The sequence below is a fragment of the Geothrix rubra genome (assembly GCF_030268065.1).
GTDB classification, from domain to species: Bacteria; Acidobacteriota; Holophagae; order Holophagales; family Holophagaceae; genus Geothrix; species Geothrix rubra.
Map to the genome: position 1 here is coordinate 158096 of NZ_BSDD01000006.1, position 24877 is coordinate 182972.

The window sequence follows — 24877 nt, forward strand, 5'->3', positions numbered from 1 at the left end:
CCGGCCAGGCCGAGGGGTTACCGGGCGCCCGCAGGGACGATGCCGGCCCGGACGGCGACCTCCTCCGCCAGGGCGAGGCTGGCGGTGAGACCGGGGGACTCGATGCCGTAGAGGTTCACCAGGCCCGGGATGCTATGCACGTCGGTCGCCTGGAGGAGGAAATCCGGCGCCGGTTCGGCCGGGCCGTGGATCTTCGGCCGGATGCCGGCGTAGGCGGGCTGCAGCGATCCGTCCGGCAGGCCCGGCCAATACTTCCGGACCTCGGCGTAGAAGCCGTCGGCCCGGCGGGGATCCACGTCGTAGGTCTCACGCTCGATCCACTCCACGTCCGGGCCGAAGCGCGCCTGGCCCGCCAGGTCCAGGGTGAGGTGCACGCCCAGGGCGCCTTGGCTGGGGATGGGGTACACCAGCCGCGAGAAGGGCGCCTTCCCGGAGAGGCCGTAGTAGTTGCCCTTGGAGAGGAACTGCGGCGGGACCGTTTCCGGCGGCAGGCCCTCGAGGCCCCGGGCCACCCGCTGGGCGCCCAGGCCCGCCGCGTTGAAGACCCGCTCCGCCAGCACCGTCATGGGCTCCCCGCCGCCCACCCGCACCTCGATCCCCGACCCCGTGACCCGTCCGCCCGTCACGGGGCTCCGCAGCACCACCGTGGCGCCGTGGGCTTCGGCGTCCAGGGCCAGGGCCCGCATGAGGCCGTGGCTGTCCACGATGCCCGTGGTGGGCGAGTGGAGGGCCGCCGCGCAGCGCAGCTCCGGCTCCAGCCCATGCACCGCATCGGCCTCCAGCCAGTCCAGGCTCACGCCGTTGGCCGCGGCCCGGGCCTGCAGGTCCCGCAGGGCGTCCAGCTGGTCCGCCTGGGCCACGATGAGCTTGCCAAGCCGCCGACAGGCCACGCCGTGGGCCTCGCAGAAGGCGTACAGCAGGCGGTTGCCGGCCACGCAGGTCCGGGCCTTGATCGATCCCGCGGGGTAGTAGATCCCCGCGTGGACCACCTCGCTGTTGCGGGAGCTGATGCCCGTGCCGATGCGGTCCTCCGCCTCCAGCACCAGCACCTCCTGGCCGGCCCGCGCCAGGGTCCGCGCCAGCGCCAGGCCCACCACCCCGGCCCCGATGACGACGCACTGGACCCGTTCCATGACGGCCTCCCGGGGGATTATGGCCCGGCAGGCCTGTGACGGTTTCAATGATCTCCACGAAGGGCACGGAGGGGAGAGACGAGGGCACGAAGATAGCCGCCGGCCCCGCGGGAGGCGAGCCGCCTTCGTGCGTCCGCTGGGCGGCCTGGTGTCCTTCCGGGAGGGCGTGCTCTATTTCGTGGATTCAGCCCACCCTCGGCCCCGCCGCCGCCACCTCCGGGGCGACCTCCGCCTCGAACTTCTTGAAGTTCTCGATGAAGCGGGCGGCGAGGGAGCGGTAGCGGGCCTCGTACTGGGCCCGGTCGGGCCAGCTCTCGGCGGGGTACATCACGCCGTCGGGCACGTCGGGGCAGTGCTTGGGCACGTCGAAGCCGAAGACGGGATCCCGGTAGCACGCGGCGCCGTCCAGTTTCCCCTCCAGGGCGGCGTTCAGCAGGGCGCGGGTGTGCTTGATGCTGATGCGCTTGCCCACGCCGTAGGGGCCGCCGGTCCAGCCGGTGTTCACCAGCCAGCAGGTGGCGCCATGGCGCAGCATCTTGCGGCGCAGCAGCTCGGCGTAGACCGCCGGGTGGTGGACCATGAAGGGCCCGCCGAAGCAGGGGCTGAAGGTGATCTCCGGCTCCCGACCCAGGCCCGCCTCGGTGCCGGCGAGCTTCGAGGTGTAGCCGCTGATGAAGTGGTAGAGGGCCTGTTCGGGGCTCAGGCGCGCCAGGGGGGGCATGACGCCGCTGGCATCGCAGGTGAGCAGCACGATGTGTTTCGGGTGCGGGCCCATCTTGGACAGGACGGCGTTCTCGATGAAATCCAGGGGATAGCTGGCGCGGGTGTTTTCGGTTCTGGCGTCGCTGTCGAGGTCGATGCGCCGGGAGGCGGGATCGTAGACCACGTTCTCCAGGATGGTGCCGAAGCGGCGGGTGCAGGCGTGGATCTGGGGCTCGGCCTGGGCGTTCAGGCCGATGACCTTGGCGTAGCAGCCGTCCTCGATGTTGAAGACGCCGTTGTCGCTCCAGCCGTGCTCGTCGTCGCCGATGAGGCCCCGGGTGGGATCGGCGGAGAGGGTGGTCTTGCCCGTGCCTGAGAGGCCGAAGAAGAGGGCCGAGGTGCCGTCCTTGCCCACGTTGGCGCTGCAGTGCATGGAGAGCACGCCCTGCAGCGGCAGCAGGTGGTTCATGACCGTGAAGACGGACTTCTTGATCTCTCCGGCGTAGGCCGTGTTGCCGATGAGGCAGAGCTTCTGGTCGAAGTTGAGGGCGATGGTGGTGGGCCCGGGCGTCTGGTCGATGGAGGGCGTGGCCTGGAAGCCGGGAATGGCGAGGATCGTGAACTCCGGCACGAAGCGCTTGTACTCCTCCGTGGAGGCGGGCTTGATGAACATGTTCCGGGCGAAGGCGGAGTGCCAGGCCAGCTCCGTGACGATGCGGACGGGCAGGCGGTAGTCGGGGTCGGCGCCGCCGTAGCAGTCCTGCACGAACAGGTCGCGGCCCTGGAGGTAGCCCTGGAGGCGGGCGAAGAGGGCGTCGAAGGTGTCGGGGGCCATGGGCCGGTTGTAGGGCCCCCACCAGACCTTGGCCTCGCTGGTGCCCTCGCGGACGATGGCCTTGTCGGCGGCGGCCCGGCCCGTGTGCTGGCCCGTGTCGGCGAGGAGGGGCCCCTGGTGGCTGATGCGGGCCTCGCCCCGGAAGATGACCTCCTCGTAGAGGGCCTCCGTGGGCAGGTTCCAGTAGACCTTCCGCAGGTTCGAGAGGCCCAGCTGGGCCAAGCCGTAGTCGGCCTTGAGGACCGCGGCCTGGTCCTCGGCGGGCGTCTTGAGGTTCAACAGATTGTTAGGCATGCCCAACTCCGGGGGGAAGGCTTCACCGCCAAGGCGCCAAGGCCGCCAAGGAAAACCCTTGCCTTGCGAGATCTCTTCTTGGCGCGCTTGGCGTCTTGGCGGTGGATCATTTCTTTCATCACATCCAATCCCGGACGAGCTTGCGGTCGCCCAGGTAGATCTCGTTGGCGCTGGTGGGATCCAGGGCCCACTTCATGCGCGCCACGGCCTCCTGCAGCTCCTTCACCGTCCCGGCGAAGGAGAGGCGCAGGTGGCCCTCCATGCCGAACTCCTTCCCGGGCACCGTCACGACGAGGGCCTTCTTCAGGAGGAAGTTGGACAGCTCCACGGAGTTGTTGGAGTAGGCCCGGAAGTCCACCAGGGCGTAGAAGGTGCCCTCGGGCTTGCGGAGCTTCACGCCGTTGAAGGTGCGCAGCTCCTGCATCAGCACGTCGCGGTTGTTCTGGATGGTGAGCCGCAGGCTCTCCACCACGTTCTGCACGCCAACCAGGGCGCCCTCGGCCGCCACCTGCATGGCGGGGCTCACGCAGCTGGTGGTCTGGGCCTGCACGTTGGTCATCACGCGGACCAGCTCCCTCGGCGCGATGGTCCAGCCCACGCGGAAGCCGGTCATGCCGTAGAGCTTGGCCACGCCGTTCACGATGATGAGCTTCGTGGACTCGCTGTCCGCCCGGGTGAAGGCGGTGCCGGGCTTCGGGCGCAGGCCGTCGAAGACCAGCTTCTGGTAGATGTCGTCGAGGATGAGGTAGATGCCCTTCGTCTCGCAGAACTCCACCATCCGGCCCACGAAGTCGTCGCTGTACACGGCCCCGCTGGGGTTGTTGGGGCTGTTGAGGATGATGGCCTTGGTGTTCGAGCCCACGGCCCGGACCACCTCCTCGAAGCGGGGGTGGAAGCCGCCGTCCTCGGGCGTGACGATCACCGGGATGGCCTGGCACATCCGGATGATCTCGGGGTAGCTCACCCAGTACGGAGCCAGCACCACGACCTCGTCCTGGGGGTTGCACAGGGTGAAGAGGATGTTGAAGAGGCACTGCTTCGCGCCGTCGGAGGCGATGACGTTCTCGGGGGATACCAGGCGGTCGTAGGTCTCCTCGGTGTACCGGATGATGGCCTTCTTCAGGGAGGGCAGCCCGTCGGTGGGCGTGTACTTCACGTCCCCGGAGGTGAGCCGCGCCGCGCCCTGGAGGATGGCGTTGATGGGGGCCTTGTTCTTGGGCTCCCCGATGCCCAGGTTGATGACCGGCTCCCCCTTCTCCCGGAGGATGCGGGCCTCCTCGTTGAGCCGGAGGGTGGGCGATTCGGCGATGGAACGGGCAAGTTGGCTGAGGCTCATGGCACGTCCTGGAATGACTGGGGCTTGGGAAGGCCTTATTCTGGTCCCTTCCCGCGCCAAATACCAAGCGCCCGTGCCACCCGCCAGGATTCCAGTCTCATGTCCACGCCCATGATGCAGCAGATCGCCGGTCTCAAGCGCGAGGCCGGGGACGCGGTGCTGCTCACGCGGATGGGGGACTTCTACGAGATCCTGGGGGAGGACGCCGTCCGCGCCGCGCCCGTGCTGGAGATCGCCCTGACCCTGCGGGGCAAGGGGACGGACTCCGAGACGCCGATGTGCGGGGTGCCCCACTTCGCCCTCGATTCGTACCTCCCGAAGCTGCTGGCGGCGGGCTTCTCCGCGGCCATCGCCGAGCCCACCGCGAAGGCGGAGGAGGTGAAGGGCCTGCTGCCCCGCGCCATCAAGCGCATCATCACCCCCGGCACCTGGCTGGACGACGATGCCCGCTGGCTTTGCGCCCTCCATCGTTCGGGCGCTGCCTGGGGCCTGGCCCTCCTCCAGCTGGCCTCCGGTGCCCTGCGGGTGCTGCCCGGCGAGGGCGAGGAGGCCCTGCGGGCCACCCTGGAACGGATCACCCCCCAGGAGCTGATCCTGGCCGAGGGCGCGGCGGACGTGCCGGACCTGGAGGCCGCCCGCACCCGGCTGCCCGCCTGGCGCTTCGAGGCCACCCGCGCCCGCCAGCAGGTGCTGGCCTTCTTCGGCTGGCAGCATCTGGAGGGCGTGGGCCTCGATCCCCATCCGGCTGCCGTGGGCGCCCTGGCGGCCCTGCTGGACCACGTGGAAGCCACCCAGAAGGGCCGCCCCGCGCATCTCCAGGGCGTCAACCTGGAGCTGGGCGCCTCCGGGCCCCTGCTGGACGCCACCAGCGCCCGGCACCTGGAAGTCTTCGCCAACGGGCTGGACGGGGGCAAGGCGGGCACCCTCGCCGCCCTGCTGGACCAGTGCCGCACCCGCATGGGCTCGCGGCTGCTGAAGGCCTGGCTGGAGCAGCCCCTGCGGGACCGCGCCGCCCTGGAGCGCCGTTGGGCCCAGGTGGCCTGGCTCACGGAGGACCGCCGCCGCGGGCCCCTCCAGACGCTCCTGTCGCGCGTGCCCGACCTGGACCGGCTCCTGGGCCGCGTGGCCCTGGGGCTGGCCGCGCCGCCGGAACTCGCGCAGCTCCGCGAGGGCCTGGCCGTCCTCCAGAAGCTGCCCGAGCTCCTGAAGGACGAGGGCTGGGCCCCCGAAGTGGCGGACCTGGGCCTGTGGCCCGCGGAGACGCCCCTCTGCGGGCCCCTGCTGGCCGAGCTGCAGCGCTGCCTGGCGGAGGCGCCGCCCCTGGACCTGGAGAAGGGCGGGGCCATCCGCGACGGGGTGGACGCCGAACTCGACGAGGTGCGCCGCCTGGCCCGGGACGCCAAGCAGGTGATGCTGGAGCTGGAGGAGGAGGAGCGCCGGGCCAGCGGCATCCAGAGCCTGAAGATCAAGTACAACCGGGTGTTCGGCTACTACTTCGAGATCACGAAGGCCAACCTGGGCGCGGTGCCGGCCCATTTCCTCCGCAAGCAGACCCTGGCCAACGCCGAGCGCTTCACCACCGAGAAGCTGGTGGCCTTCGAGCAGCGGCTGCTGAGCGCCGAGGGCGACCAGGTGCGGCTGGAGACGGCCCAGTTCCAGCGGCTCCTGGCGCTCGTGCTGGAGGCCCGCGCCGACCTCACGGCCCTGGCCCGTGCCACGGCCGCCCTGGACCTGCTGGCTGCCCTGGCGGAGCGGGCGCGCCTCTCGGGCTGGACGCGGCCCGAGCTGGGCGAGGAGCGGGACCTGGTGCTGGTCTCGGCCCGCCACCCCATGCTGGAGTCCCGGCTGGGCCGCGAGTGCATCCCCAACGACCTGACCTTCACCGCGGCCCAGCCCATGGCCGTGGTGACGGGCCCGAACATGGGCGGGAAGTCCACGTTCCTGCGCACGGCGGCCCTTCTGGTGGTGCTGGCCCAGACGGGCTCCTTCGTGCCCGCGGAGCTCATGCGCTTCGGGCTGGTGGATCGCATCTTCACCCGCATCGGCGCCTCGGACCAGCTGGCCCGGGGCCAGTCCACCTTCATGGTGGAGATGACGGAAACGGCGCGGATCCTCAACCAGGCCACCTCCGCCAGCCTCGTCATCCTCGACGAGATCGGCCGCGGCACCTCCACCCGCGACGGCCTCGCCCTGGCGGAGGCCATCGCCGAGGCCCTGCGCGACCTCAAGGGCGGGGCTCCCCGGACGCTCTTCGCCACCCACTACTTCGAGATGACGAAGCTGGCCGACGATGCCCGCGTGCAGAACCTCCACGTGGAGGTGCAGGAGTGGGAGGAGCAGCTGCACTTCCTCCACCGCGTGGCGCCGGGCCCGGCGGACCGCAGCTACGGCATCCAGGTGGCCCGGCTGGCGGGCCTGCCCCGGCGCGTGATCCAGCGGGCCCAGCGCCTGCTGGCCCAGGCCCCCGAGGCGCCGCCGAAGGCCCCCACGCCCCTGCAGCCGGTCCTGCCCCTCTTCGAGCCCGAGCCCGATCCCCTCCGCACCGAACTGGAGGCCCTGGACCTCAGCCGCATGACGCCCCTGGAGGCGCTGAACTGGCTGGCGATGCGGCAGGGGCGGGGCTAGTCCACGACTCCCAGGCTGTGGAGCTCGGCCCTCAGCGCCTCCGGGCCGGTGTAGGTGATCCCCCGCATCCCGGCGGCGCGAGCGCCCTCGACGTTCCCGGGAAGGTCGTCGATGAAGACGCAGGCTTCCGGCGGCAGGGCTAGTTTCGCCAGGGCGTCCGCGTAGATCTTCGGGTCGGGCTTCATGGCCCCCACCTCGTAGGAGAGGGTCACCGCGTCGAAGAGGGGGAACACCGCCGTGGGGCGGATGCCGTGCTCGAAGTGCCAGGGGTTGGTGTTGGAAAGCAGCCCCAGGCGGTAGCGGGGCTTCAGCGTTCGGACCAGTCGCCAGACGGGCTCGATGGGCGTGAAGATCTCCGAGAAGGCCCGGACGAAGGCGGCCTCCGGGAAGGCGTGGCCGCAGAGCGTGGACAGGCCGGCCAGGAAGGCCGCGGAACCGATCTCGCCGGATTCGTAGGCCCGGGGCAGGTCCGACCCTTCGATCCGCCGGGCCAGCGTCTCGGGCGGCAGTCCGCAGAGGGGGGCCAGGCCCGCCAGGATCCGGCGGTTGTCGAAGGTGCAGAGGACGTTGCCGAAATCGAAGATCACGGCCTCGAGGGCGGGTCCGCGGGGGGCTGGGGCGGTCGGGGGCATCCTGGCGTCCTCCACTTCAATGTCTCGCATTCCCGGGCGGCCGGCGTAGACTTCCGCCATGCCCCTGCCCCTGAGCAAGCGCCGTCTGCGTGCCGCGTGGATCGTGGCCGTGGCGGTGGACGCCATCCAGATCCCCGTGGAGGCCACCGGGCTCCTGGGCTGGATCGTGGGCGCGGGCCTGGACGTGGTGACCATGGCCGTCCTCTGGGCCCTGGTGGGGTTCCACTGGGCCTTCCTGCCGTCCTTCCTCACGGAATGGATCCCCTACCTCGACTACGCCCCCCTCTGGACCCTGGCGGTGCTCATCGCCACCCGGGGCCGGGGGCAGGATTCCATGCCCGCACCCACCCTTCCACCCCACCCCTGAAGGAGGTCCCCCATGCAGGTGAACGTCGGAAGTGCCGACAAGGCTGTGCGCATCGTGATCGGGCTGGCGCTGCTCAGCCTGCTCTTCCTGCTGGAGGGCAAGGCCCGCTGGTTCGGCCTCATCGGCATCGTGCCCCTGCTGACGGCCTTCACGGGCTTCTGCCCGCTCTACAGCCTGTTGGGCGTGAACACCTGCCCCAGGAAGTAGGGCCTCAGTCCACCGCGGCGCCCCGGAACTCGTCCTGGTTGTGCCGGGTCTGCTCCTCCATGAGGAGCTGGGAGAGCTCCTTCTTGAGGGCGTTGAACTCGGCGGAGGCCACGTCCCGGGGGCGGGGCAGGGTGATGCGGAGGTCCCGCTTGACGGTGCCGGGGCGGTAGGTCATCACCACCGTCCGGTCCGCCAGATAGAGGGACTCCTCGATGCTGTGGGTGACGAAGAGGATGGTCTTCTTCAGCTCCATCCACAGCCGCAGCACCTCGTCCTGGAGGTTGCGCCGGGTGAGGGCATCCAGGGCGCCGAAGGGCTCATCCATGAGCATGATGGGCGAATCCAGGGCCAGCACCCGGGCGATGGCCACGCGCTGGCGCATGCCGCCGCTGAGGTCCTTGGGGTGGCGCTTCCGGAAGTCGTGGAGGTGGAGCAGGGTGAGCAGCTGGTCCACCTTCTCCCGGATGGCGGCCTTGGGCTGGCCCTTGATCTGCAGCCCGAAGGCGATGTTCTGCTCCACCGTCATCCAGGGGAACAGGGCGTATTCCTGGAAGACCATGCCGCGGTCGGGCCCGGGCTCGGTCACGGGGGCCCCCAGGATGTCGATGGTCCCGCCGGTGGGCAGGGAGAAGCCCGCCACGGCGTTCAGGAGGGTGGACTTGCCGCAGCCGGAGGGGCCCAGCAGGCAGACGAACTCGCCGGGGGCGATCTCCAGGTCGATGTCCTTGAGGGCCGCCACCTCCTGGCCGCCGGTGCGGAAGACCTTCTGGACGCCGCGGATGGAGATGTGGCTGGATCCGTTCGGGACGCCCATCAGCTCTGCTCCAGGCCGCGGTGCCAGCGCAGCAGGCGGGCGCTGAGGCGGCTCATGACGGTGTCGATGGCGAGGCCCAGGAGGCCGATGGTGAACATGCCCGCGATGATCTTGTCGGACCAGAGGTACTCGCGGGCCTCCAGGATGCGGTAGCCCAGGCCATTGTTCACGGCGATCATCTCGGACACGATCACCACGATGAAGGCCGTGCCCATGCCGATGCGGGCCCCCGTGAAGATGTAGGGCGTGGCCGCGGGGAGGATGATGCGCGTGAACTGCGTGAACCGCCCCGCGCCCAGGTTCCGGCCCACCCGCAGGTAGATGCTGTCCACGTTCTGCACCCCCGTCACCGTGTTCATCAGCACCGGGAAGAAGGCCCCGATGCTGATGAGGAAGATGGCCGGGGGGTTGCCCAGGCCGAACCAGAGGATCGAGAGCGGGATGTAGGCGATGGGCGGGATGGGCCGGAGCACCTGGATGAGGGGGTTGAAGAGCCCGTTCACCAGCTTGCTGTAGCCCATGGCCAGGCCCAGGGGCAGGGCCAGGCCCGCGCCGATGAAGAAGCCCACCAGCACCCGGTACAGGCTCCCCATGGCGTCCTGGGGCAGCTCGCCGGAAAGGAGCCAGCGCCAGTACGGGCCCTGGGCCGGGTCGAAGGGATCGAGCGGGCGCAGGTAGGCCCACCAGCGGGTGAGCACCTGCATGGGGGAGGGCAGGATGGTGGCGTTCACCCAGCCCTTGGAGGACAGCAGCTGCCAGAAGGCGATGGCCGCCAGGGGGACGAGGATGCCGGACAGGGCCTTCCAGAGCTTCTGGGGCATGGACTACTTGACCCCCAGGTCCTTCTTGGCCTGGGCCAGGAGGTCCAGCTTCACCCAGTCCGCGGCCTTGGGCGGGGCGGCCATGCGGCCCACGCCGTACTGGGACATGAGGTCCGTGGTGACCTGCACATGGGCCAGGGTGATGTCGTAGGTGAAGGGGGAGTTGCTGATGGCGTCCCGGTAGTCCTCGGAGGAGATCTGGTTCTTGAAGAGGTTCTCGCGGACGTACTTCTCCGCGAAGGCGGGCTCGTCGATGAACTTCTTGGTGGCCTCCACGAAGCACTTCATGAAGCGCAGGGCCACGTCGCGGCGCTCCCGGTAGAGCTTCTCCGTGATGACCAGGGCGCGCTCGGGCTCGCCCATGGGCGTGTCGTAGGGCTTCATGAGCTCCACGCCGAACTTGCGGTTGATGGCCTGGGAGGCGTAGGGCTCGGACTGGCACATGGCGTCGATGTTCCTGGCCATCAGGGCCTGGTTCAGGTCGGCGAAGGGCAGGTAGAGCACCAGCACGTCCTTGCCCGGCCGGTCGGACCAGGTGAGCTTGTGCTGGGCCAGCTCGGCCAGGAGGAGCAGCTCCTGGGCCCCGCCCCGGGCCACGCCCACCTTCTTGCCCTTCAGATCCTCGATCCGCTTGATGCCCAGGTCGGGGCGCACCACGATGCGGGCGCCGCCCTTGGCGAAGCCGGCCACCACATAGATCGGGACGCCCTGGGCCCGGCCCGCGATGGCCGCATCCAGGGCCGCGGCGCTCGCGTCGATCTCGCCCGCCACGATGGCCGGATTGATGTCGATGCCCTTGGGGAACATGCGCTCCTGGATCTTCAGGTGGTACTTCGGGGCGATCTCCTTCATGTAGGACACCGCGCCGTAGTGGGCGAACTTCAGGTTGCCCAGGCGCACCAGGTCCTGGGCCGCCAGCGCCAGCGCCGACAGGAAGAACAGCGAGAGAAGGGCTTTCGCGCGCATGTTGGACTCCGGGGAGATGGAAGCCATTCTAGGCCCAGTCTCCCCGGGGGGTTCCCGGCAATGTCCGCCCTGCAGTGGGCTGGAATGTGTCTCAGCGCCGGCGCGCCACGAGCAGGTACTCCCGCCCCGCGCGACGGGGGTGGCTCCGCGTGGCCTCGGCCAGGTGCAGCACCTCGAAGCGGGGCTCCGCGAGCCGCCGCAGGTCATCCCTGGGGATCGCATGGGGCGGGCCGGGCCGTCCCTGCACGTCGTGGAAGGCCACGGCCAGCCACAGGCCGCCGGGGCGCAGGTGGCCCGCGCAGGCCTCGGCATAGGCCGGCCGCCGGTCGGGGTCCATGGCCACCAGGCAGGTGTGGTCGAAGATCGCGTCCCAGGGCCCCAGGGCCGTGGTGAACCAGTCCTCCTGCGCCCAGCGCACGGCGTCGCCGTAGCGGGCCCGGGCCCCCTGGACCGCCAGCGGCGCGAAATCGAGGCCCGTGACCTCGAAGCCGAGGGCCGCCAGGGCCGCGGCGTCGTGGCCGTAGCCGCAGCCCGGCACCACCACCGAGGCCCCGGGGGCGAGGCCGGAGGCGGCCGCCAGCGCCAGCGCCTCCGCCAGGACGGGCGTGGCCTTGGCCATGTCCCATTCGGGCCGCGCGCCGGCCTCGTAGTGGCGGTTCCAGTGGTCGGGATGGGAGGTCATGGCTCCAGCATGCCGCAATCGGCCCCCCCCCCCTCAGAGACCCTCGATTGCCTCCGCTCCCACGAAGGTCGCCAGTCGCGCCAGGGCGTCCTCCAGGCCCCGCTTCCGGGCTTTCGTGGCCTTGATGCCGGGCTCCCACCAGAGGCCCTTCACCTCCAGGAGGTTCCGGTCGCGGTGGGCCTTGGCGTCCAGGCGGCCCACCAGGCGCTCGCCTTCCAGGATGGGCAGCACGTAGTACCCGTACTGGCGCCTCGGCTCGGGCACGAAGGCCTCGAAGCGGTAGTCGAAGCCGAAGCGGCGCAGGGCCCGGGCGCGGTCCCGCAGGATGGGGTCGAAGGGGCAGAGCAGCCGCGTGCGCTCCGGGGCCTCGGGCAGCCGCTGCAGCCGGGCCTCCCAGTCGGCCAGGGCGAAGGCGGGACGTACGGCACCGTCGGCATCCTCCACCTCCACCGGGACGATGCGGCCCGCCTTCGCGGCCGCCAGGCACCAGGCCCGGGCCTCCGGGGCCTCGACGCTTTCCCAGAAGTCCGCCAGCTCCTTCGGGGTGAACACCCAGAGCCGCTCCGCCGCCGCGGCGCAGGCCCATTCGAGGTGGGCGGCGGGCTCGGGACAGGGCAGGGCATGGTGCTCCGGGAACACGCGCTCCGTGAGGTCGTAGAGCTTCTGGAAGCCCTCGCGCCGGGGGATGGCCAGCTCGCCCGCGCGCCAGAGGAAGTCCAGGGCCGCCTTCTGGGGCTTCCAGCCCCACCAGGGCCCGCGCTTCTCCGGATGCTCGAAGTCGGAGGACTTCAACGGGCCCTCGCGCTCGATGCGGGCCTTCACGTCCGCCACCACCCGCTCTGCGTCCGTGCCGCGGAAGTGGTGCTGCCACCAGGCGTGGGCGTGGATGCGCGCGCGGTCACGCGCGAAGCGCGGCTTCCAGTGGGCGAACCAGGCCGTGGGGATGGCCGAGGCGTCGTGGGTGAAGGCCTCGAAGAGGCTGCGCTGCTCCTCCAGGAGCCTCCTGAGGTGCTCCGGCCGGTAGCCGTCCAGGCGGCTGAAGAGCGTGAGGTCGTGGGCCCGGGCCAGCACGTTGATGGTGTCCACCTGCACGAAGCCCAGCCGCTCGACGAGGGCCTGCAGCGAGGGCCCCGTCACCCGCCGGGACGGATCCGCCAGGAGGCCCTGCGCCCCCAGCAGCAGGCGGGCGGCGTCAGGGGCGGCAAGGAGGGGGAGGGGGCGGGCCATGGCCTCCAGGCTACAGCCGGAAGCGCTGGACCAGCACCCGGAGCCCGTCGGCGACCTTGGACAGGTCCTCCGCGGTCCGGGTGATCTCGGTGACGGTGGCGGCCAGCTCCTGGGTGGCGGCGGCGTTCTCGTCGAGCCGCCCCCGGGTCTGGTCCATGAGGGCGCCCACCTCCCGGCCCGTGGTCTCCTGCTCCCGGCTGAGGCCGGCCACGTCCTTCACCTGCTCGGCCACCTCCCCGATGCGCGTCTGGATCGAATCCAGCCGCTGGAGGGTGTTCGCCACGCTCTCGATGCCCCGGGACACCGCCTGCTCCGTCAGGTCGGTGAGCCCCCGGATCTCGGCGGCGGCCGCGGCGCTGCGCTCGGCCAGCTTGCGCACCTCCTCCGCGACCACGGCGAACCCCTTGCCCTGGGCGCCGGCCTTCGCCGCCTCGATGGCCGCGTTCAGGCTCAGGAGGTTGGTCTGCCGGGCGATCTCCTGGATCACCTGCACCGCCTGGAGGATCCGGACGGTGGCCTCCCGGATGGCCTCCATGCCGCCTTCGGATTCCTTCCCCGCCCGGGCCCCGTCCTCCGTGTCCCGGGCGGCGTCGCGGGTCCTCGCCTGGGAGGCGAGGGCGTTCTGGTCCAGCTGCCGGATGCTCTCTCCAAGGCGTCCCAGGGCCTCCTGCACCCCGGTGCCCGCCTGGCGGAGGTCCTCGCCGACCCGGGCCGTGTCCTCCACGGTGTGGTGGATCTGCTCGGCGCTGGCGGCCAGCTGCGTGGCCCCGGAGGCCACGGCCTGGGAGGCCGATTCCACCTCCCGCAGGGCGCCGTTCAGGCGCTCGACCATGCCGTTGAAGGTCCGCGCCAGCGCGCCGATCTCGTCCCCGTCCCCCGTCTCGGCCCGTGCGGTGAAGTCCCCTTCCGCCACGCGGGTGAGGGAGCCGCCCAGGTCCGCGAGGGGATGCAGGATGACCCGGCGGACGACGACGACGAGGATCACTCCCATCAGCACCAGGGTGGCGAGACCCACCGCGATGGCCGACCCCTGGAACCGGCGTTCCTGCTGGACGATCCCGGCGGTGGAGCGGGAGATGCCGAACACCGCCACGAAGTCGCCGACCTTCCGCCCCTCGAGGGCCGTGACGCCCAGGGCCTGGTGGCAGGTCTGGCAGCCTTCCTGGAGGCGGCCCGGGGTCACCACGTACCTCCATGCCGCGCCATCCGGCCCCGTATAGCTCCCCGTGTAGCTGTCGAGCCCAGGCTGGGCCTGGAAGGCCTGGACGGCGGCCCGTTCGATCTGCCCCTCCGGGCCCGGGGACAGCTGGTCCAGGAGCACCCGGTGGTAGGTCATCCCCTCCTTCCGGCAGTAGGCCTCGGCCTCCCAGTGCAGCATGTACCGGGAATTGGTGCCGATGGCCCGCAGGTTGTCCTCGAAGTCCCGCTGGGTCCGGTCCGTCTGGGCCCGGCCCACCAGCAGGGTGAGCCCGCCGAACAGCGCCACGAGGGTGAGGCCCACCGGCAGGAAGAACTTGAGGGTCAGGCTTCGGTTTCGCACGGGCGCTCCTGGGCGGGCACCCATGTATCGACAGGAGGGGGTTGTGAAATTAATTGCACGACCAATAGGTCATTTGATTGTCGGCCACAACCTCGCAAGGTGTTGGTTTATCAGATCCTGGCCGCCAGCTCGGCCCCCTGGCGGATGGCGCGCTGGGCGTCCAGCTCGGTGGCCAGGTCGGCGCCGCCGATGAGGTGGACCGGGCGGTCCAGGACCCGCAGGGGCTCCACCAGCTCCCGCTGGGAGAGCTGGCCCGAGCAGTTGATGACGTGGTCCACGGCCAGGCAGCGGGGCTCGGCGCCCTCGCCCTCGCGGATCCACAGCCCGTCGTCGTCGATGCGGACATAGGTCACGCCGCCGAGCATCTTCACCTTGAGGGCCTTCAGGCTGGCGCGGTGGATCCAGCCGGTGGTCCTGCCCAGGTTCGCGCCCATGCGGTCGGTCTTGCGCTGGAGGAGGAACACCTGCCGGGCGGGCTTCGGCGGCTCGGGCCGCTCGAGCAGGCCCCCCCGGTGCGCGTGGGCGCCGTCCACGCCCCAGGCCTGCAGGTACCGGGTGGTGTCCGGACCGTGGTCGCCTTCCACCAGGAACTCCGCCACGTCGAAGCCGATGCCCCCGGCGCCGATGATGGCCACCTTCTCGCCCGCCTTCCGGCGGCCCAGCAGCAGGTCGGGGTACGAGATGACCTTGGGATGGCCGATGCCGGGGATCTCCGGCTGGCGGGGCACCACGCCCGTGGCCAGGACGATCTCGTCGAAGTCCGCCAGGAGCTCCAGGGTGGCCCGCTCGCCCAGGCGCACCGTCACGCCGGCCTGCGCCAGGCGCCGGCCGAAGTAGCGCAGGGTCTCGTAGAACTCCTCCTTGCCGGGCACCCGCTTGGCGATGTTGAGCTGGCCGCCCAGTTCCGAAGCGGCCTCGAAGAGGGTGACCAGGTGGCCCCGCTCCGCCGCGTGGCTGGCGAAGCTCAGCCCGGCGGCGCCGCCGCCGACCACGGCGAGGCGCTTGGGCGCCACGGTGGGCTCGAAGGTCAGCTCCGTCTCGTAGCAGGCCCGGGGATTCACCAGGCAGGTGCAGCGCTTCTGCCGGAAGACCATGTCCAGGCAGCCCTGGTTGCAGGCGATGCAGGTGTTGATGTCGAGGGCCCGGTCCTCCTCGGCCTTCTTCACGAACTCGGCATCGGCCAGCAGGGGCCGGGCCATGCTCACCATGTCGGCGCAGCCCGAGGCGAGGATCTCCTCGGCCACCTCCGGCGTGTTGATGCGGTTGGTGGTGATGAGGGGGATGCCCACCTCGCCCTTCAGCCGCTTCGTCACCCAGGCGTAGGCCCCCCGGGGCACCATGGCGGCGATGGTGGGGACCCGGGCCTCGTGCCAGCCGATGCCCGTGTTGAGGATCGTGGCCCCGGCGGCCTCGAGGGCCTTGGCGAGCTGGACCACCTCCTCCCAGCTGCTGCCGTCGGGCACGAGGTCCAGCATGGAGAGCCGGAAGATCACGATGAAGTCCGGGCCCACGGCGGCGCGGACGGCCTTCACCACCTCCAGGGGGAAGCGCATGCGGTTCGCGTACTCGCCGCCCCAGGCGTCCGTCCGGCGGTTGGTGCGGGTCGCGATGAACTGGTTGATGAGGTAGCCCTCGCTGCCCATGATCTCCACGCCGTCGTAGCCCGCCTTCCGGGCCAGGGCCGCGCAGGCGGCGTAGTCGCGGATGGTCCTGCGGATGCCGCGCTCCGAGAGGGCCGAGGGCTTGAACGGGGTGATGGGGCTCTTGAGGGCCGTGGGGGCGACGCTCAGGGGGTGGTAGCTGTACCGCCCGCCGTGGAGGATCTGCAGGGCGATCTTCCCGCCCGCCTGGTGGACGGCCTCCGTGACCACGCGGTGCCTGCGCACCTGCCAGGGCCAGGAGAGCTGGGCGCCGAAGGGCGTGAGCCGGCCCCGCAGGTTGGGTGCGATGCCGCCGGTGACGATGAGCCCCACGCCCCCCCGGGCCCGCTCGGCGTAGAAGGCGGCCATCTTGGCGAAGCCGTCCTTGGCCTCCTCCAGGTTCGTGTGCATGGAGCCCATGAGCACGCGGTTGCGGAGGGTGGTGAAGCCCAGGTCGAGGGGTTCGAGCAGGTGCGGATAGGCCACGGGCGCTCCGGAGGATGCCCGGTCAGTGTAGGGCCAAGACCGGCCTACCCTGCGTCAGGGCTCCGTCTTCTCCACGACCAGGGTCATGCGCGTGACCACGGCGGCGATGGCGCCCACCGCCGCGAAGACCGGCAGCAGCGCGGCGCCCACCAGGCCCAGGGTGAGGGGGATCTCGATGAGGGTCTTCCCCTCCTCGTTCTTCAGGGTGATCCGCCGGATGTTGCCCTGGTGGATCAGCTCTTTGATTTTGTCGAGGACCTTGCCACCCTCGAGCTTGAACTCCTCGGTGCGCGTGCGGTCACCGTCCATGGCTCCTCCTGTGCTTGAGGGTTACGGCCCGGGCCCGGGGCGGCTTACGCCTTGGATTCCCGCCGGCGCAGGGCCACCTCGGGGAACATCTCCTGGGCGCAGTCGGGGCAGATGCCGTGGGAGAAGTCGGCCTCGGAGCGCTCGGTGATGTACTGCTCCAGCTGGTTCCAGTAGCCCCGGTCGTCCCGGATCTTCTTGCAGTGGGCGCAGATGGGGAGCAGGCCGGAGAGCTGCTTCACGTTGCCCAGGGCCTCGGACAGCTCCTCGTTCCGGGTGCGCAGTTCCCGGGTGCGCTGCGCCACGATGGCCTCCAGCTCGGCCTTGCTGCGGGCCAGGGCCGCCAGCCGGAGCCGGAAGATGCCGTACATGCCGGTGAGGGCCGCCAGGATCGCCAGGGTGGCGGCCCACCAGCGCTTCCACCAGGGGGACAGCACGGTGAAATCGAGGCCCTCGGCGGGCCCGAAGGCGCCGTCGCCGTTGGCGGCCCGCACCTCGAACCGGTAGCGGCCCCCCGGCAGGGCCGGATAGCGGACCGTGCGGCCCTCCGCCTCGTGCCAGTCCTCCTCGAGTCCCTGCAGGCGCACCTGGAACCGCAGGGCACGCTCGTTCACGAAGGAGGGGGCGGCGAAGTGGAACTCCAGGGTGGCCTCGCGGGAGGGCACGGGGCCCAGGCCCTCGAAGGGAGGGGCCAGCCGCCGGGCGCCGCGGACCACCTGCAGGATGCGGGCCTCGGGCGGGTCGATGGGCGCCTGGGGGCCCCCGGCGTCGTAGCGCACCAGGCCGTTGGCGGTGCCCACCCAGATGTCGCCACCCTCGGCCAGGAGGGAGAGGATCGCGCAGTCCTCGCTGGCCATGCCCTCGTCCCGGCCCAGGTGCACGGGCGGGTCCAGCCGGTCCAGGCCCTGGTCCGTGCTCACCCAGGTATGGCCGAGCCGGTCCACCTGGACGGCGTAGATGAGGTTGGTGCGGAGCCCGTGCCCCTTGGTCCGCTGCTCGAGGATCCTGAGGTGCCCGTTCTCCAGGCGCACCCGGGTGAGGCCGTGGGGCTCCTGGTAGTGGATCCAGGCGCTGCCGTCCGGGAGGAAGGCCGCCCCGTACACGGTGAAGGTCTGGAGGCCGTCGCGGTTCGTGAAGAAGCGCCACCGGCCTTCCGGCTCCCGCACGAGGAGTCCGGCCGTGGTGCCCACCCAGAGCCGGCCCTGCGGATCCTCGCTGAACTGGTAGGCCCCCAGGCTGCCGAGGCCCGCCACGGCCGGACCGGCCTCCTGCACCAGCCGCCGCCGCGCCGGATCCCAGCGGAGGACGCCGTGGCGGGTGCTCCCCAGCCACAGGCGTCCCTCGCGGTCCTGGAAGACGGTGTTCACTTCCCGGCCGAGGTCCCCCAGCGGGGCCACCTCCGCCTGGTGCTGGCCGGGCTTCAGCCAGAGCGTGGGCCCGACGGTGGTGACCATCCAGAGGGTGCCCGCCCGGTCCTCGGTCAGGGCCTTGATGCGCCGTCCCCCGGTGCCCGGGATGACCTCGAGGCCCTCCGGCCCGAGGCGCGCCGCCCCGCCGTCCGTGGCGACGAGGAGCCGCCCCTGCCGATCGTGGGTGATGAACCAGACGACCTCGCCGAAGGCGCCGTGGGACAGCGTGTAGTTCCGCACCCGGCCCTGGCCCTGGAGGCGGGCCAGGGCGGGTCCGAGGACCCACAGGGTCCCCTCCCGGTCCCTGAAGACCGTGCGGACCCAGCGGAAGGGGAGGCCCACGGCGGCATCCAGGTACTCCGACCGGTCCCCCATGAGGTGGAGGGCCCCGTCCTGGGTGGGCAGCCACAGGGATCCGTCGCGGTCCAGGAAGGGGGTCCCGCTGGTGGTGAGGGCGGCCTTGAGCCGTCGGGACTCGTCCTGGAACCGGGCTCCCCCGGGGGGCAGCATGAACAGCCGGAGACCCGCGCCCGCCCAGAGCCGCCCCTCGCCATCCTCGGCCACCAGGCTGACGCCCCCGGCCGACAGCCCGTCGGCCGGGCCCCAGCGGCGGATGGAGCCGTCGGGGTAGAAGGCCTGGATGCCCTCGGGGCCGGCCAGGTACAGGGCGCCGCTGTGCGATCCCTCCGCGAGGGACCCGGCGCTCCCCTGCATCGGCTCGGGCAGGGGCTTGAAGTGCACGCCGCCCTCCTGGCGGTAGCGCCCCTTCCGGGTGGCGACCCAGATGCGGCCCTGGCGGTCCTGGGCGATGAAGGTGGGGACGGTGCCCACGGGCTCCGTCCCGAAGACCGCCGGTTCGAAGCGGCCGTTCCGGAAACGGACCAGCCCGCGCAGGGTGCCCACCCAGACGCCGCCTTCCGGGTCCGGCAGGATGCGGGAGACGTAGGCGGAGGGGAGGCCGTCCTCCAGGCTCCAGTGGCGGCACTGGCCCCCCTCGTAGCGGAGCAGGCCGTTCTCCGTCCCCAGCCAGAGGAACCCGTCCCGGTCCTGGGTCAGGCAGAGCACCGCCCCGGAGGGCAGGCCCTGCTCAGGGCCGAGGATGGCGAAGGGACGCCGCCCCCCGGCCTGGGCGGGGAGGGGGAGTGCCGCCAGCGCGGCCATCAGGAGCGGCAACAGCCATCGCGTCGAGCACATCTTCCAGACCAGCATACCCGTCTCATCGGCAGGGGATGGCCGGGCCCCCAGGAGTGGACGGGTCGGGTCCCGGTCCATTGCTGCCTAGTCGGGTTTTCCCCGGGGGGTTCAGGCCGGCACGGACTCTGCCGATGCGGAATCCAGGCATCTTGACTGTGTTTACATCGACCGGCTATCCAGGGGAAGGTCCACCCCGCCCCGCGCCCACCCACGAAACCTTCGCAGGAAGCCCCTTGGCGATGCCCTACCCCTCCCTTCCCGGTTCCTCCGTCCCCCGCCGACGCGGGGGTCGCCCGTGAACAACCTCCAGGGTCTCATCCAGAGCATCAGCCTTTCGGACGTGGTCCAGCTGCTCCACATGAACCGCAAGACCGGGGTCCTGCGCCTCCAGAACGGCCGCTTCAGCGGGGCGCTGCACGTGAGCAGCGGCGAGGTGGTGCACGCGGAGGCGGGCCAGACCATCGGCGAGCTGGCGGCCTTCGAGCTCCTGACCTGGGACCGGGGCGAATTCGAGTTCGCCACGGGCCCCGTCAAGCCCGTGGGCAGCATCCGCCGCTCGGTGCCCGACCTGCTCATGGAGTCCGCGCGCACCCTGGACACCCGGCGCCGCCTGAAGGGCTACTTCCCCACGCTGGATGCGGTGCCCTGGACCTTCCTGCCCGAACCCGCCCTCACCTCCGGCCTGAACCTGTCGTCCGAGGCCCGGAAGGCGATCCCCCACTTCGACGGCTACCACGACTTCTACCAGGTGATGGCCGCCACCCAGCTGAACGAGGTGGCGGTGCTGGAAGCGGCCTTCGCGCTCCTGGAGGCGGACCGCCTCAAGACCTTCGAACCCTCGGTGCCCCTCACCATCAGCCCCCTGAAGGCGCGGCTCTTCAGCAAGGCCGATCATGTGGAGGTGGGTGTCATCCACGAGTCGCGCTGGCGGGGGCTCCAGCCCTACAGCCACGGCCTCATCTCCCAGGTGCGGATCCAGTGGCGCGGCGGGGTGGCCCACGAGGCGGTGCGGTTCAATGCCGATCTGGCCGACGGGGTGATCGCCGTGCCGGAGGCCTTCCTGCAGAGCTGGGGCATCGGCCAGGGCGCGCTCGTGATGGTCCGTCCCGCCCGCTGAATCCCCGCGAATCCTCCCTTCCACCCCTTCCGGAGCAGGCCATGGCCCACACGATCGCCGATCTCTTCTACGAGGCCTGTGCCTTCCAGTCCGCCGACGCCCTGGCCTTCCGGCGGGGCAGCACCTATGTGCCCATCTCCCACAAGGAGCTGCAGGCCCGGGTGGAGCGCCTGGCCCTGGCCCTGGAGGCGCGCGGCCTGAAGGCGGGCGAGCCCGTCGCCCTGATCTGCGAGAACCGGCCGGAGTGGGCCGTGGTGGACTACGCCTGCGCCATCTCCGGCCTGCCCACGGTGCCGCTCTATCCCACCCTGAACGCCCCCCAGTCGGCCTTCATCCTCAAGCATGCGGAGACCCGCATCGTCTTCTGCTCCACGCCGGAGCAGGCCCGGAAGGCCCTCACCGCCAGGGGGGCCGACAGCGCCCTGGCCACGGTGGTCCAGATGGACGGCATCCCGGTGGATCCGGCCGTGGTCCCCTTCGCCACCCTCATGGCGGAGGGCGAGGCCCTGGAGGCGCGGCGGCCGGAGGTGCGGGCCTGGGCCCGCCAGCGGAAGCCCGAGGACCTCCTGACCCTCATCTACACCTCCGGCACCACCGGCGATCCCAAGGGGGCCATGCTCACCCACGGGAACCTCGTCTCCAACGTGGAGCGCACCCTGGAGCTCATCCAGATGAAGCGGGGGGACCGCTGCCTGTCCTTCCTCCCCCTCTCCCACATCCTGGAGCGCATGGCCGGGCACTATTCCATGATGCGCATCGGCGCCAGCATCTACTACGCGGAGAGCATCGCCACGGTGGGGGACGACCTCCAGGCCACCAAGCCCACCCTCATCATCAGCGTGCCCCGCATCTACGAGAAGATCTACGCCCGGGTCCGCGAGGGCGTGGCCTCCAGCAGCTTCCTCAAGCGGTTCATCTTCCACTGGGCCATGTGGGCCGGGGAGATGTCCGTGCCCTACCTGTACGAGAAGCGGAACATCCCCCTCTGGATCCAGTTCCAGCTCTGGTGGAGCCGGCACCTGGTCTTCCACAAGATCCTGGCGAAGACCGGCGGGAACATCCGCTTCGCCATCAGCGGGGGCGCGCCGCTCTCGCCCAAGGTCATGGCCTTCTTCTGGGCCATCGGCCTCCCCATCACCGAGGGCTACGGCCTCACGGAGACCAGCCCCGTCATCTCCTTCAACCGCTTCGGCGAGGTGGCCCCCGGCAAGGTGGGCCGCCCCATCTACGACACCTGGCAGGGCCGCCCCTACGTCAAGATCGCGCCGGACGGCGAGATCCTCTGCCAGGGGCCGAACGTGATGAAGGGCTACTGGAAGAACCCCGAGGCCACGGCCGAGGCCTTCGACGCCGACGGGTACTTCCGCACCGGGGACATCGGCGAGCTCGACGCCCGCGGCCTGCTGAAGATCACGGACCGCAAGAAGGAGATCATCGTCACCAGCGGCGGCAAGAAGGTCGCGCCCCAGCCCATCGAGGAGCTCCTCAAGACCGACAAGTTCATCACCCAGGCGGTCCTGCTCGGCGACCGGCGCAACTTCATCTCCGCGCTCATCATCCCCAACTTCGACAGCCTCTACCGCTGGGCGCACCAGCACAAGATCGCCTACAGCAGCAGCCGCGACCTGGTGGCGCGACCCGAGACGGTCCAGATGCTCATGGAGCGGGTGGAGCTCATCAACCAGCACCTCTCCAACTTCGAGCGCGTGAAGAAGATCGCCGTGCTGGACCACGAGCTGAGCCTGGAGACCGGCCAGCTCACCCCCAGCCTCAAGGTGAAGCGCCGCGTGGTGAACGAGATGTACGCCACCCTCATCGAGTCGCTCTACAAGGAGGCCTGATCCCGGGCGTTCAGGCCCCCGAGGGGCCCTTCAGCTCGACGACATTGCCTTCCGGATCCTGCAGGTACACCGAGGGCCCCCGGCCCTCGGCCCCGTAGTTGTCGTGGACCTCGCTCAGCGCCACCCCGTGGGCGGCGAAGCGGGCCCGCAGGGCGGCTTCGTCGAAGGGCTCGATCCGCAGGCAGAGGTGGTCCAGGTTCCGGCCCTCGGAGCCCGGGGCCGCCCCACCGGGGGCTCCCAGCTTTCCGGAGACGGAGATGAGGTCGAGCATGGAGCGCCCGGCCCGCAGATGGACGAGGCCCAGCTCCGGTACCTCCCGGTCCAGGCCGAGGCCGAGGACGCGGGTGTAGAAGTCGGTCATGGCCGCCAGGTCGTTGGCGCGGAGGACGGCGTGGTCGAGGGCGAGGATGTGCATGGCCGGCGGATCCCTGTCGATTCCGCCAGGATATCCGGGCCGCGGCTCGGGGTTCCGGTCAGAACCGGAGGCCGGCGTAGATCCCGATCTGGTTCTTGGGCGCCAGGCTCTTGAGGAGGTCGGCGGTGCTGCCGAACTCGTTGCTCTTGGAAACCAGCGGGAAGTCCGCTTCCAGGCCCATGAAGGGCTTGACGCCCGGCGTGGGGAAGGCGTACCCGAGGGTGAGCCGCGCCCAGGGGCGGTTGTAGGTGGTGCTGTCCGTGGTCTCCTTGAGCGACTCCGAGCGGAACTCCACGCCCAGGCCCACGGCCACCACGGCCTTGAAGTTGAACATCACGCCGGCGGACCAGTGGCTCTCCTTCAGGTCTCCTTCGCCGATGGGCGCGCCGCCGAGCGATCCCTTGAGCCGGGTGCTGGTCTCCGGCTGGTAGCCGGCGGTGACCTGGAACAGGGCGGGGCCCAGGTCCACCAGCGAGTAGCCGAGGCGGAGGCCCCAGACGGTCTTGGTGTCGGCCTCGACCTGCAGGGTGCCGCCCGGCACCACGTCGGTGTGGGCCGACGCATAGGCCTGCCGTCCTGCGAAGACGCCCACTTCGACGTCCTGGGCGGCCACCGGCAGGGCCAGCAGGAAGCCGAGCGCCATTACGGTCTTTTTCATGGTTGCCTCCATGGTTTTCTAAAGAGAAGACGGAGGCATGCTGCGCCGACACCGGGGCGGCGTCAAGGGATCCTTCCGCTCAGCGGCCCTCCACCCGCCAGAGGGCCAGCTCGTCGCCCGCCTTGGGGACGGGCAGGAGGCCGTTCTCCACGGCGCCGTCGTCGCTCTCGGGCTCGCAGAGGTAGGCCGCCACGGCGGCCAGGGGCTGGTCCATGGGCACCAGGGACCAGCCGGGGGGCACCGGGCGCGGGCCCCGGCGCCAGGAGACGGCCAGCTCGCCCACGGCGGCGGCCTCCAGGATGGCCCGGCCGCCCTCGGAGCCCAGGGACTCCACCACGGGCACGGCCACCTCGAAGGTGCCCAGGGCCTCGCGCAGGGTGAGGCCGTGCAGCCGCAGGTGGGCCGCCACCGGGGGCGGCACCAGGTAGGCCTCGGGGCGCTCCACCACCGTGGTGCCCACGAAGCGGGCGAAGTGGGGGAGGGTGACGGCCGAGGGCGCCCCCTCCAGGGTGCGGGGCGTCCGGGTGAGGATCTCCACGGGCCGTTCGCACACGTCCAGGCGGTAGCGCACGGCCATGCGGTCCCGCGGCGTGCGGCTCTCCGCCACGGTCTGCAGCACCTCGTCCCGGTGGGCCGCCACGTGCCGGAACGTCTCCAGCATGAAGGCGTAGGCCGTGCGCACCCGCTCCGAGAAGGGGATGTACGAGTAGCACTCCAGCAGCAGGTCCATGCGGCTGGTGAGGCCCCGGTAGTTGCTGCCGAAGCGGGGATGGTGCGGGTAGGTCATCCAGCCCTCGCGCACGGCCGAGGCGGGGTCCGCCTCGCCGTCGGCGTCCAGCACCCGCTCGTCCTCCACGAAGTTGCCGTACCAGCCCGCGTCGAGGCCGTGGTTGGCCTTGAGGGCGGCGGTGACGGGGGGGAGCAGGCGCTCCCGCATGTAGCGGACGGGTTCGCCCCGGCCCGTCTCCTCCGTGTGGGGGATGTCGTAGGTCATGGAGAAGCGGTGCACCGAGCCGTTGGTGGCGTGGTTGTCGAGGGTGAGGTCCGGCTCCCAGGCCTGGCAGACGCGGGTCTGCAGGAGGCGCATCTCCAGTCCCTGCATCCGCAGGTAGTCGCGGTTCAGGTTGATCTTCGATCCGTTCTCCCGGGTGCCCACACCGCTGTCCGGGCCCAGCTGGCCCGAGAGTTTGGGCAGGTGCAGCCGGCGGTTGCCGGGGTCGATGGCGTCATTGCCGTCGGGGTTGAAGAGGGGCACCACCACCAGGGTCATGGCCGAGAGGATCTGGTCCGCGTCGAGGCCGGGCTTCCCGTCCAGCAGGTCGCGCACGAGCATGAGGCAGCCCTCCTTGCCCTCCACCTCCCCCGCGTGGATGCCGCTGATGACCAGCACCACGGGCAGGTCCAGGCTCCGGGCCTCGGCCGGCGTCTTCGCGCCGCGGGCGGAGAGCACCAGCAGGGGCAGCTCGCGGCCCTGGGGGCTCACGCCGAAGGTCTCCACGTGCAGGCGGCGGTCGCCCCTGGCCTGCAGCCCGGCCACGAAGGCCATCACGTCCGCGTGGCGGCTGGTCTCCTCGTAGCGGGTGGCCTCGGCGCGGGTGAGCAGGGGCATGGGACCTCCAGGCGGGAGGGG

General features: G+C 71.0%; 21 protein-coding genes. 5 read left to right on the forward strand and 16 right to left on the reverse strand.

Annotated features, from left to right (window positions below):
* Positions 1–17 precede the first annotated feature (17 nt).
* The 3 genes from QSJ33_RS14670 to QSJ33_RS14680 all read right to left on the reverse strand — a co-directional run bounded on the left by QSJ33_RS14670 (position 18) and on the right by QSJ33_RS14680 (position 4300).
* Positions 18–1133 (reverse strand): NAD(P)/FAD-dependent oxidoreductase, encoded by a 1116-nt coding sequence (locus QSJ33_RS14670; RefSeq protein WP_285727543.1) that lies wholly within the window; start codon positions 1131–1133, stop codon positions 18–20.
* 184 nt (positions 1134–1317) lie between these two features.
* Positions 1318–2964, reverse strand: coding sequence for a phosphoenolpyruvate carboxykinase (ATP) (gene pckA / locus QSJ33_RS14675; RefSeq protein ID WP_285727545.1), 1647 nt, complete (start codon positions 2962–2964; stop codon positions 1318–1320).
* A 118-nt stretch (positions 2965–3082) separates the two neighbouring features.
* The gene (locus QSJ33_RS14680) at positions 3083–4300 is read right to left on the reverse strand and encodes a pyridoxal phosphate-dependent aminotransferase (RefSeq protein ID WP_285727547.1); all 1218 of its coding nucleotides are present in this window, start codon (positions 4298–4300) and stop codon (positions 3083–3085) included.
* A gap of 99 nt (positions 4301–4399) precedes the next feature.
* On the opposite strand from QSJ33_RS14680, the gene mutS reads away from it, so the two are divergent.
* A complete protein-coding gene (gene mutS, locus QSJ33_RS14685; protein WP_285727550.1) occupies positions 4400–6925 on the forward strand; it encodes a DNA mismatch repair protein MutS in 2526 nt (841 codons plus the stop codon).
* On the opposite strand, the gene QSJ33_RS14690 is transcribed toward mutS, so the two are convergent.
* Positions 6922–7557 (reverse strand): HAD family hydrolase, encoded by a 636-nt coding sequence (locus QSJ33_RS14690; RefSeq protein ID WP_285727552.1) that lies wholly within the window; start codon positions 7555–7557, stop codon positions 6922–6924. The two genes, mutS and QSJ33_RS14690, sit on opposite strands and share 4 nt — an antisense overlap.
* 58 nt (positions 7558–7615) lie before the next feature.
* On the opposite strand from QSJ33_RS14690, the gene QSJ33_RS14695 reads away from it, so the two are divergent.
* Positions 7616–7924 (forward strand): hypothetical protein, encoded by a 309-nt coding sequence (locus QSJ33_RS14695; protein ID WP_285727554.1) that lies wholly within the window; start codon positions 7616–7618, stop codon positions 7922–7924.
* A gap of 12 nt (positions 7925–7936) precedes the next feature.
* On the forward strand, positions 7937–8131 hold the full coding sequence (locus QSJ33_RS14700; protein WP_285727557.1) for a YgaP family membrane protein: 195 nt from the start codon (positions 7937–7939) through the stop codon (positions 8129–8131).
* A 4-nt stretch (positions 8132–8135) separates the two neighbouring features.
* On the opposite strand, the gene QSJ33_RS14705 is transcribed toward QSJ33_RS14700, so the two are convergent.
* From QSJ33_RS14705 to QSJ33_RS14745, 9 genes are all read right to left on the reverse strand, one after another.
* Positions 8136–8945, reverse strand: coding sequence for an ABC transporter ATP-binding protein (locus QSJ33_RS14705; RefSeq protein WP_285727559.1), 810 nt, complete (start codon positions 8943–8945; stop codon positions 8136–8138).
* Entirely contained in the window at positions 8945–9766 is an 822-nt protein-coding gene (locus tag QSJ33_RS14710) for an ABC transporter permease (protein ID WP_285727562.1), read from the reverse strand. Before QSJ33_RS14710 ends, QSJ33_RS14705 begins: the two co-directional genes overlap by 1 nt.
* A gap of 3 nt (positions 9767–9769) precedes the next feature.
* On the reverse strand, positions 9770–10732 hold the full coding sequence (locus QSJ33_RS14715) for an ABC transporter substrate-binding protein (RefSeq protein ID WP_285727564.1): 963 nt from the start codon (positions 10730–10732) through the stop codon (positions 9770–9772).
* Between the two features lie 91 nt (positions 10733–10823).
* Positions 10824–11414, reverse strand: coding sequence for a methyltransferase domain-containing protein (locus QSJ33_RS14720; protein ID WP_285727566.1), 591 nt, complete (start codon positions 11412–11414; stop codon positions 10824–10826).
* A 33-nt stretch (positions 11415–11447) separates the two neighbouring features.
* A complete protein-coding gene (locus QSJ33_RS14725; RefSeq protein WP_285727568.1) occupies positions 11448–12641 on the reverse strand; it encodes a winged helix-turn-helix domain-containing protein in 1194 nt (397 codons plus the stop codon).
* Between the two features lie 10 nt (positions 12642–12651).
* Positions 12652–14181 (reverse strand): methyl-accepting chemotaxis protein, encoded by a 1530-nt coding sequence (locus QSJ33_RS14730; protein WP_285727570.1) that lies wholly within the window; start codon positions 14179–14181, stop codon positions 12652–12654.
* A gap of 110 nt (positions 14182–14291) precedes the next feature.
* Positions 14292–16307 carry an NADPH-dependent 2,4-dienoyl-CoA reductase gene (locus QSJ33_RS14735; RefSeq protein ID WP_285727572.1) on the reverse strand — a complete coding sequence of 672 codons (2016 nt, stop codon included), beginning with the start codon at positions 16305–16307 and terminating at the stop codon, positions 14292–14294.
* Positions 16308–16361: 54 nt separating this feature from the next.
* Positions 16362–16616, reverse strand: a complete 255-nt coding sequence (locus QSJ33_RS14740; protein ID WP_285727574.1) for a DUF4342 domain-containing protein — start codon at positions 16614–16616, stop codon at positions 16362–16364.
* Positions 16617–16660: 44 nt separating this feature from the next.
* A complete protein-coding gene (locus QSJ33_RS14745; RefSeq protein WP_285727576.1) occupies positions 16661–19231 on the reverse strand; it encodes a ligand-binding sensor domain-containing protein in 2571 nt (856 codons plus the stop codon).
* A 280-nt stretch (positions 19232–19511) separates the two neighbouring features.
* Between QSJ33_RS14745 and QSJ33_RS14750 the strand changes: the two genes are divergently transcribed.
* On the forward strand, positions 19512–20333 hold the full coding sequence (locus tag QSJ33_RS14750) for a DUF4388 domain-containing protein (protein ID WP_285727578.1): 822 nt from the start codon (positions 19512–19514) through the stop codon (positions 20331–20333).
* A gap of 41 nt (positions 20334–20374) precedes the next feature.
* On the forward strand, positions 20375–22174 hold the full coding sequence (locus tag QSJ33_RS14755) for an AMP-dependent synthetase/ligase (RefSeq protein ID WP_285727580.1): 1800 nt from the start codon (positions 20375–20377) through the stop codon (positions 22172–22174).
* 10 nt (positions 22175–22184) lie between these two features.
* Here the strand turns inward: QSJ33_RS14755 and QSJ33_RS14760 are convergent, their stop codons facing one another.
* The 3 genes from QSJ33_RS14760 to QSJ33_RS14770 form a co-directional block, all read right to left on the reverse strand.
* The gene (locus tag QSJ33_RS14760) at positions 22185–22589 is read right to left on the reverse strand and encodes a VOC family protein (RefSeq protein ID WP_285727582.1); all 405 of its coding nucleotides are present in this window, start codon (positions 22587–22589) and stop codon (positions 22185–22187) included.
* Between the two features lie 58 nt (positions 22590–22647).
* Positions 22648–23247: a hypothetical protein gene (locus QSJ33_RS14765; protein WP_285727584.1), complete on the reverse strand. Its 600-nt coding sequence runs from the start codon at positions 23245–23247 to the stop codon at positions 22648–22650.
* Positions 23248–23326: 79 nt separating this feature from the next.
* On the reverse strand, positions 23327–24856 hold the full coding sequence (locus QSJ33_RS14770) for a M14 family metallopeptidase (RefSeq protein ID WP_285727586.1): 1530 nt from the start codon (positions 24854–24856) through the stop codon (positions 23327–23329).
* Between the last annotated feature and the right edge of the window lie 21 nt (positions 24857–24877).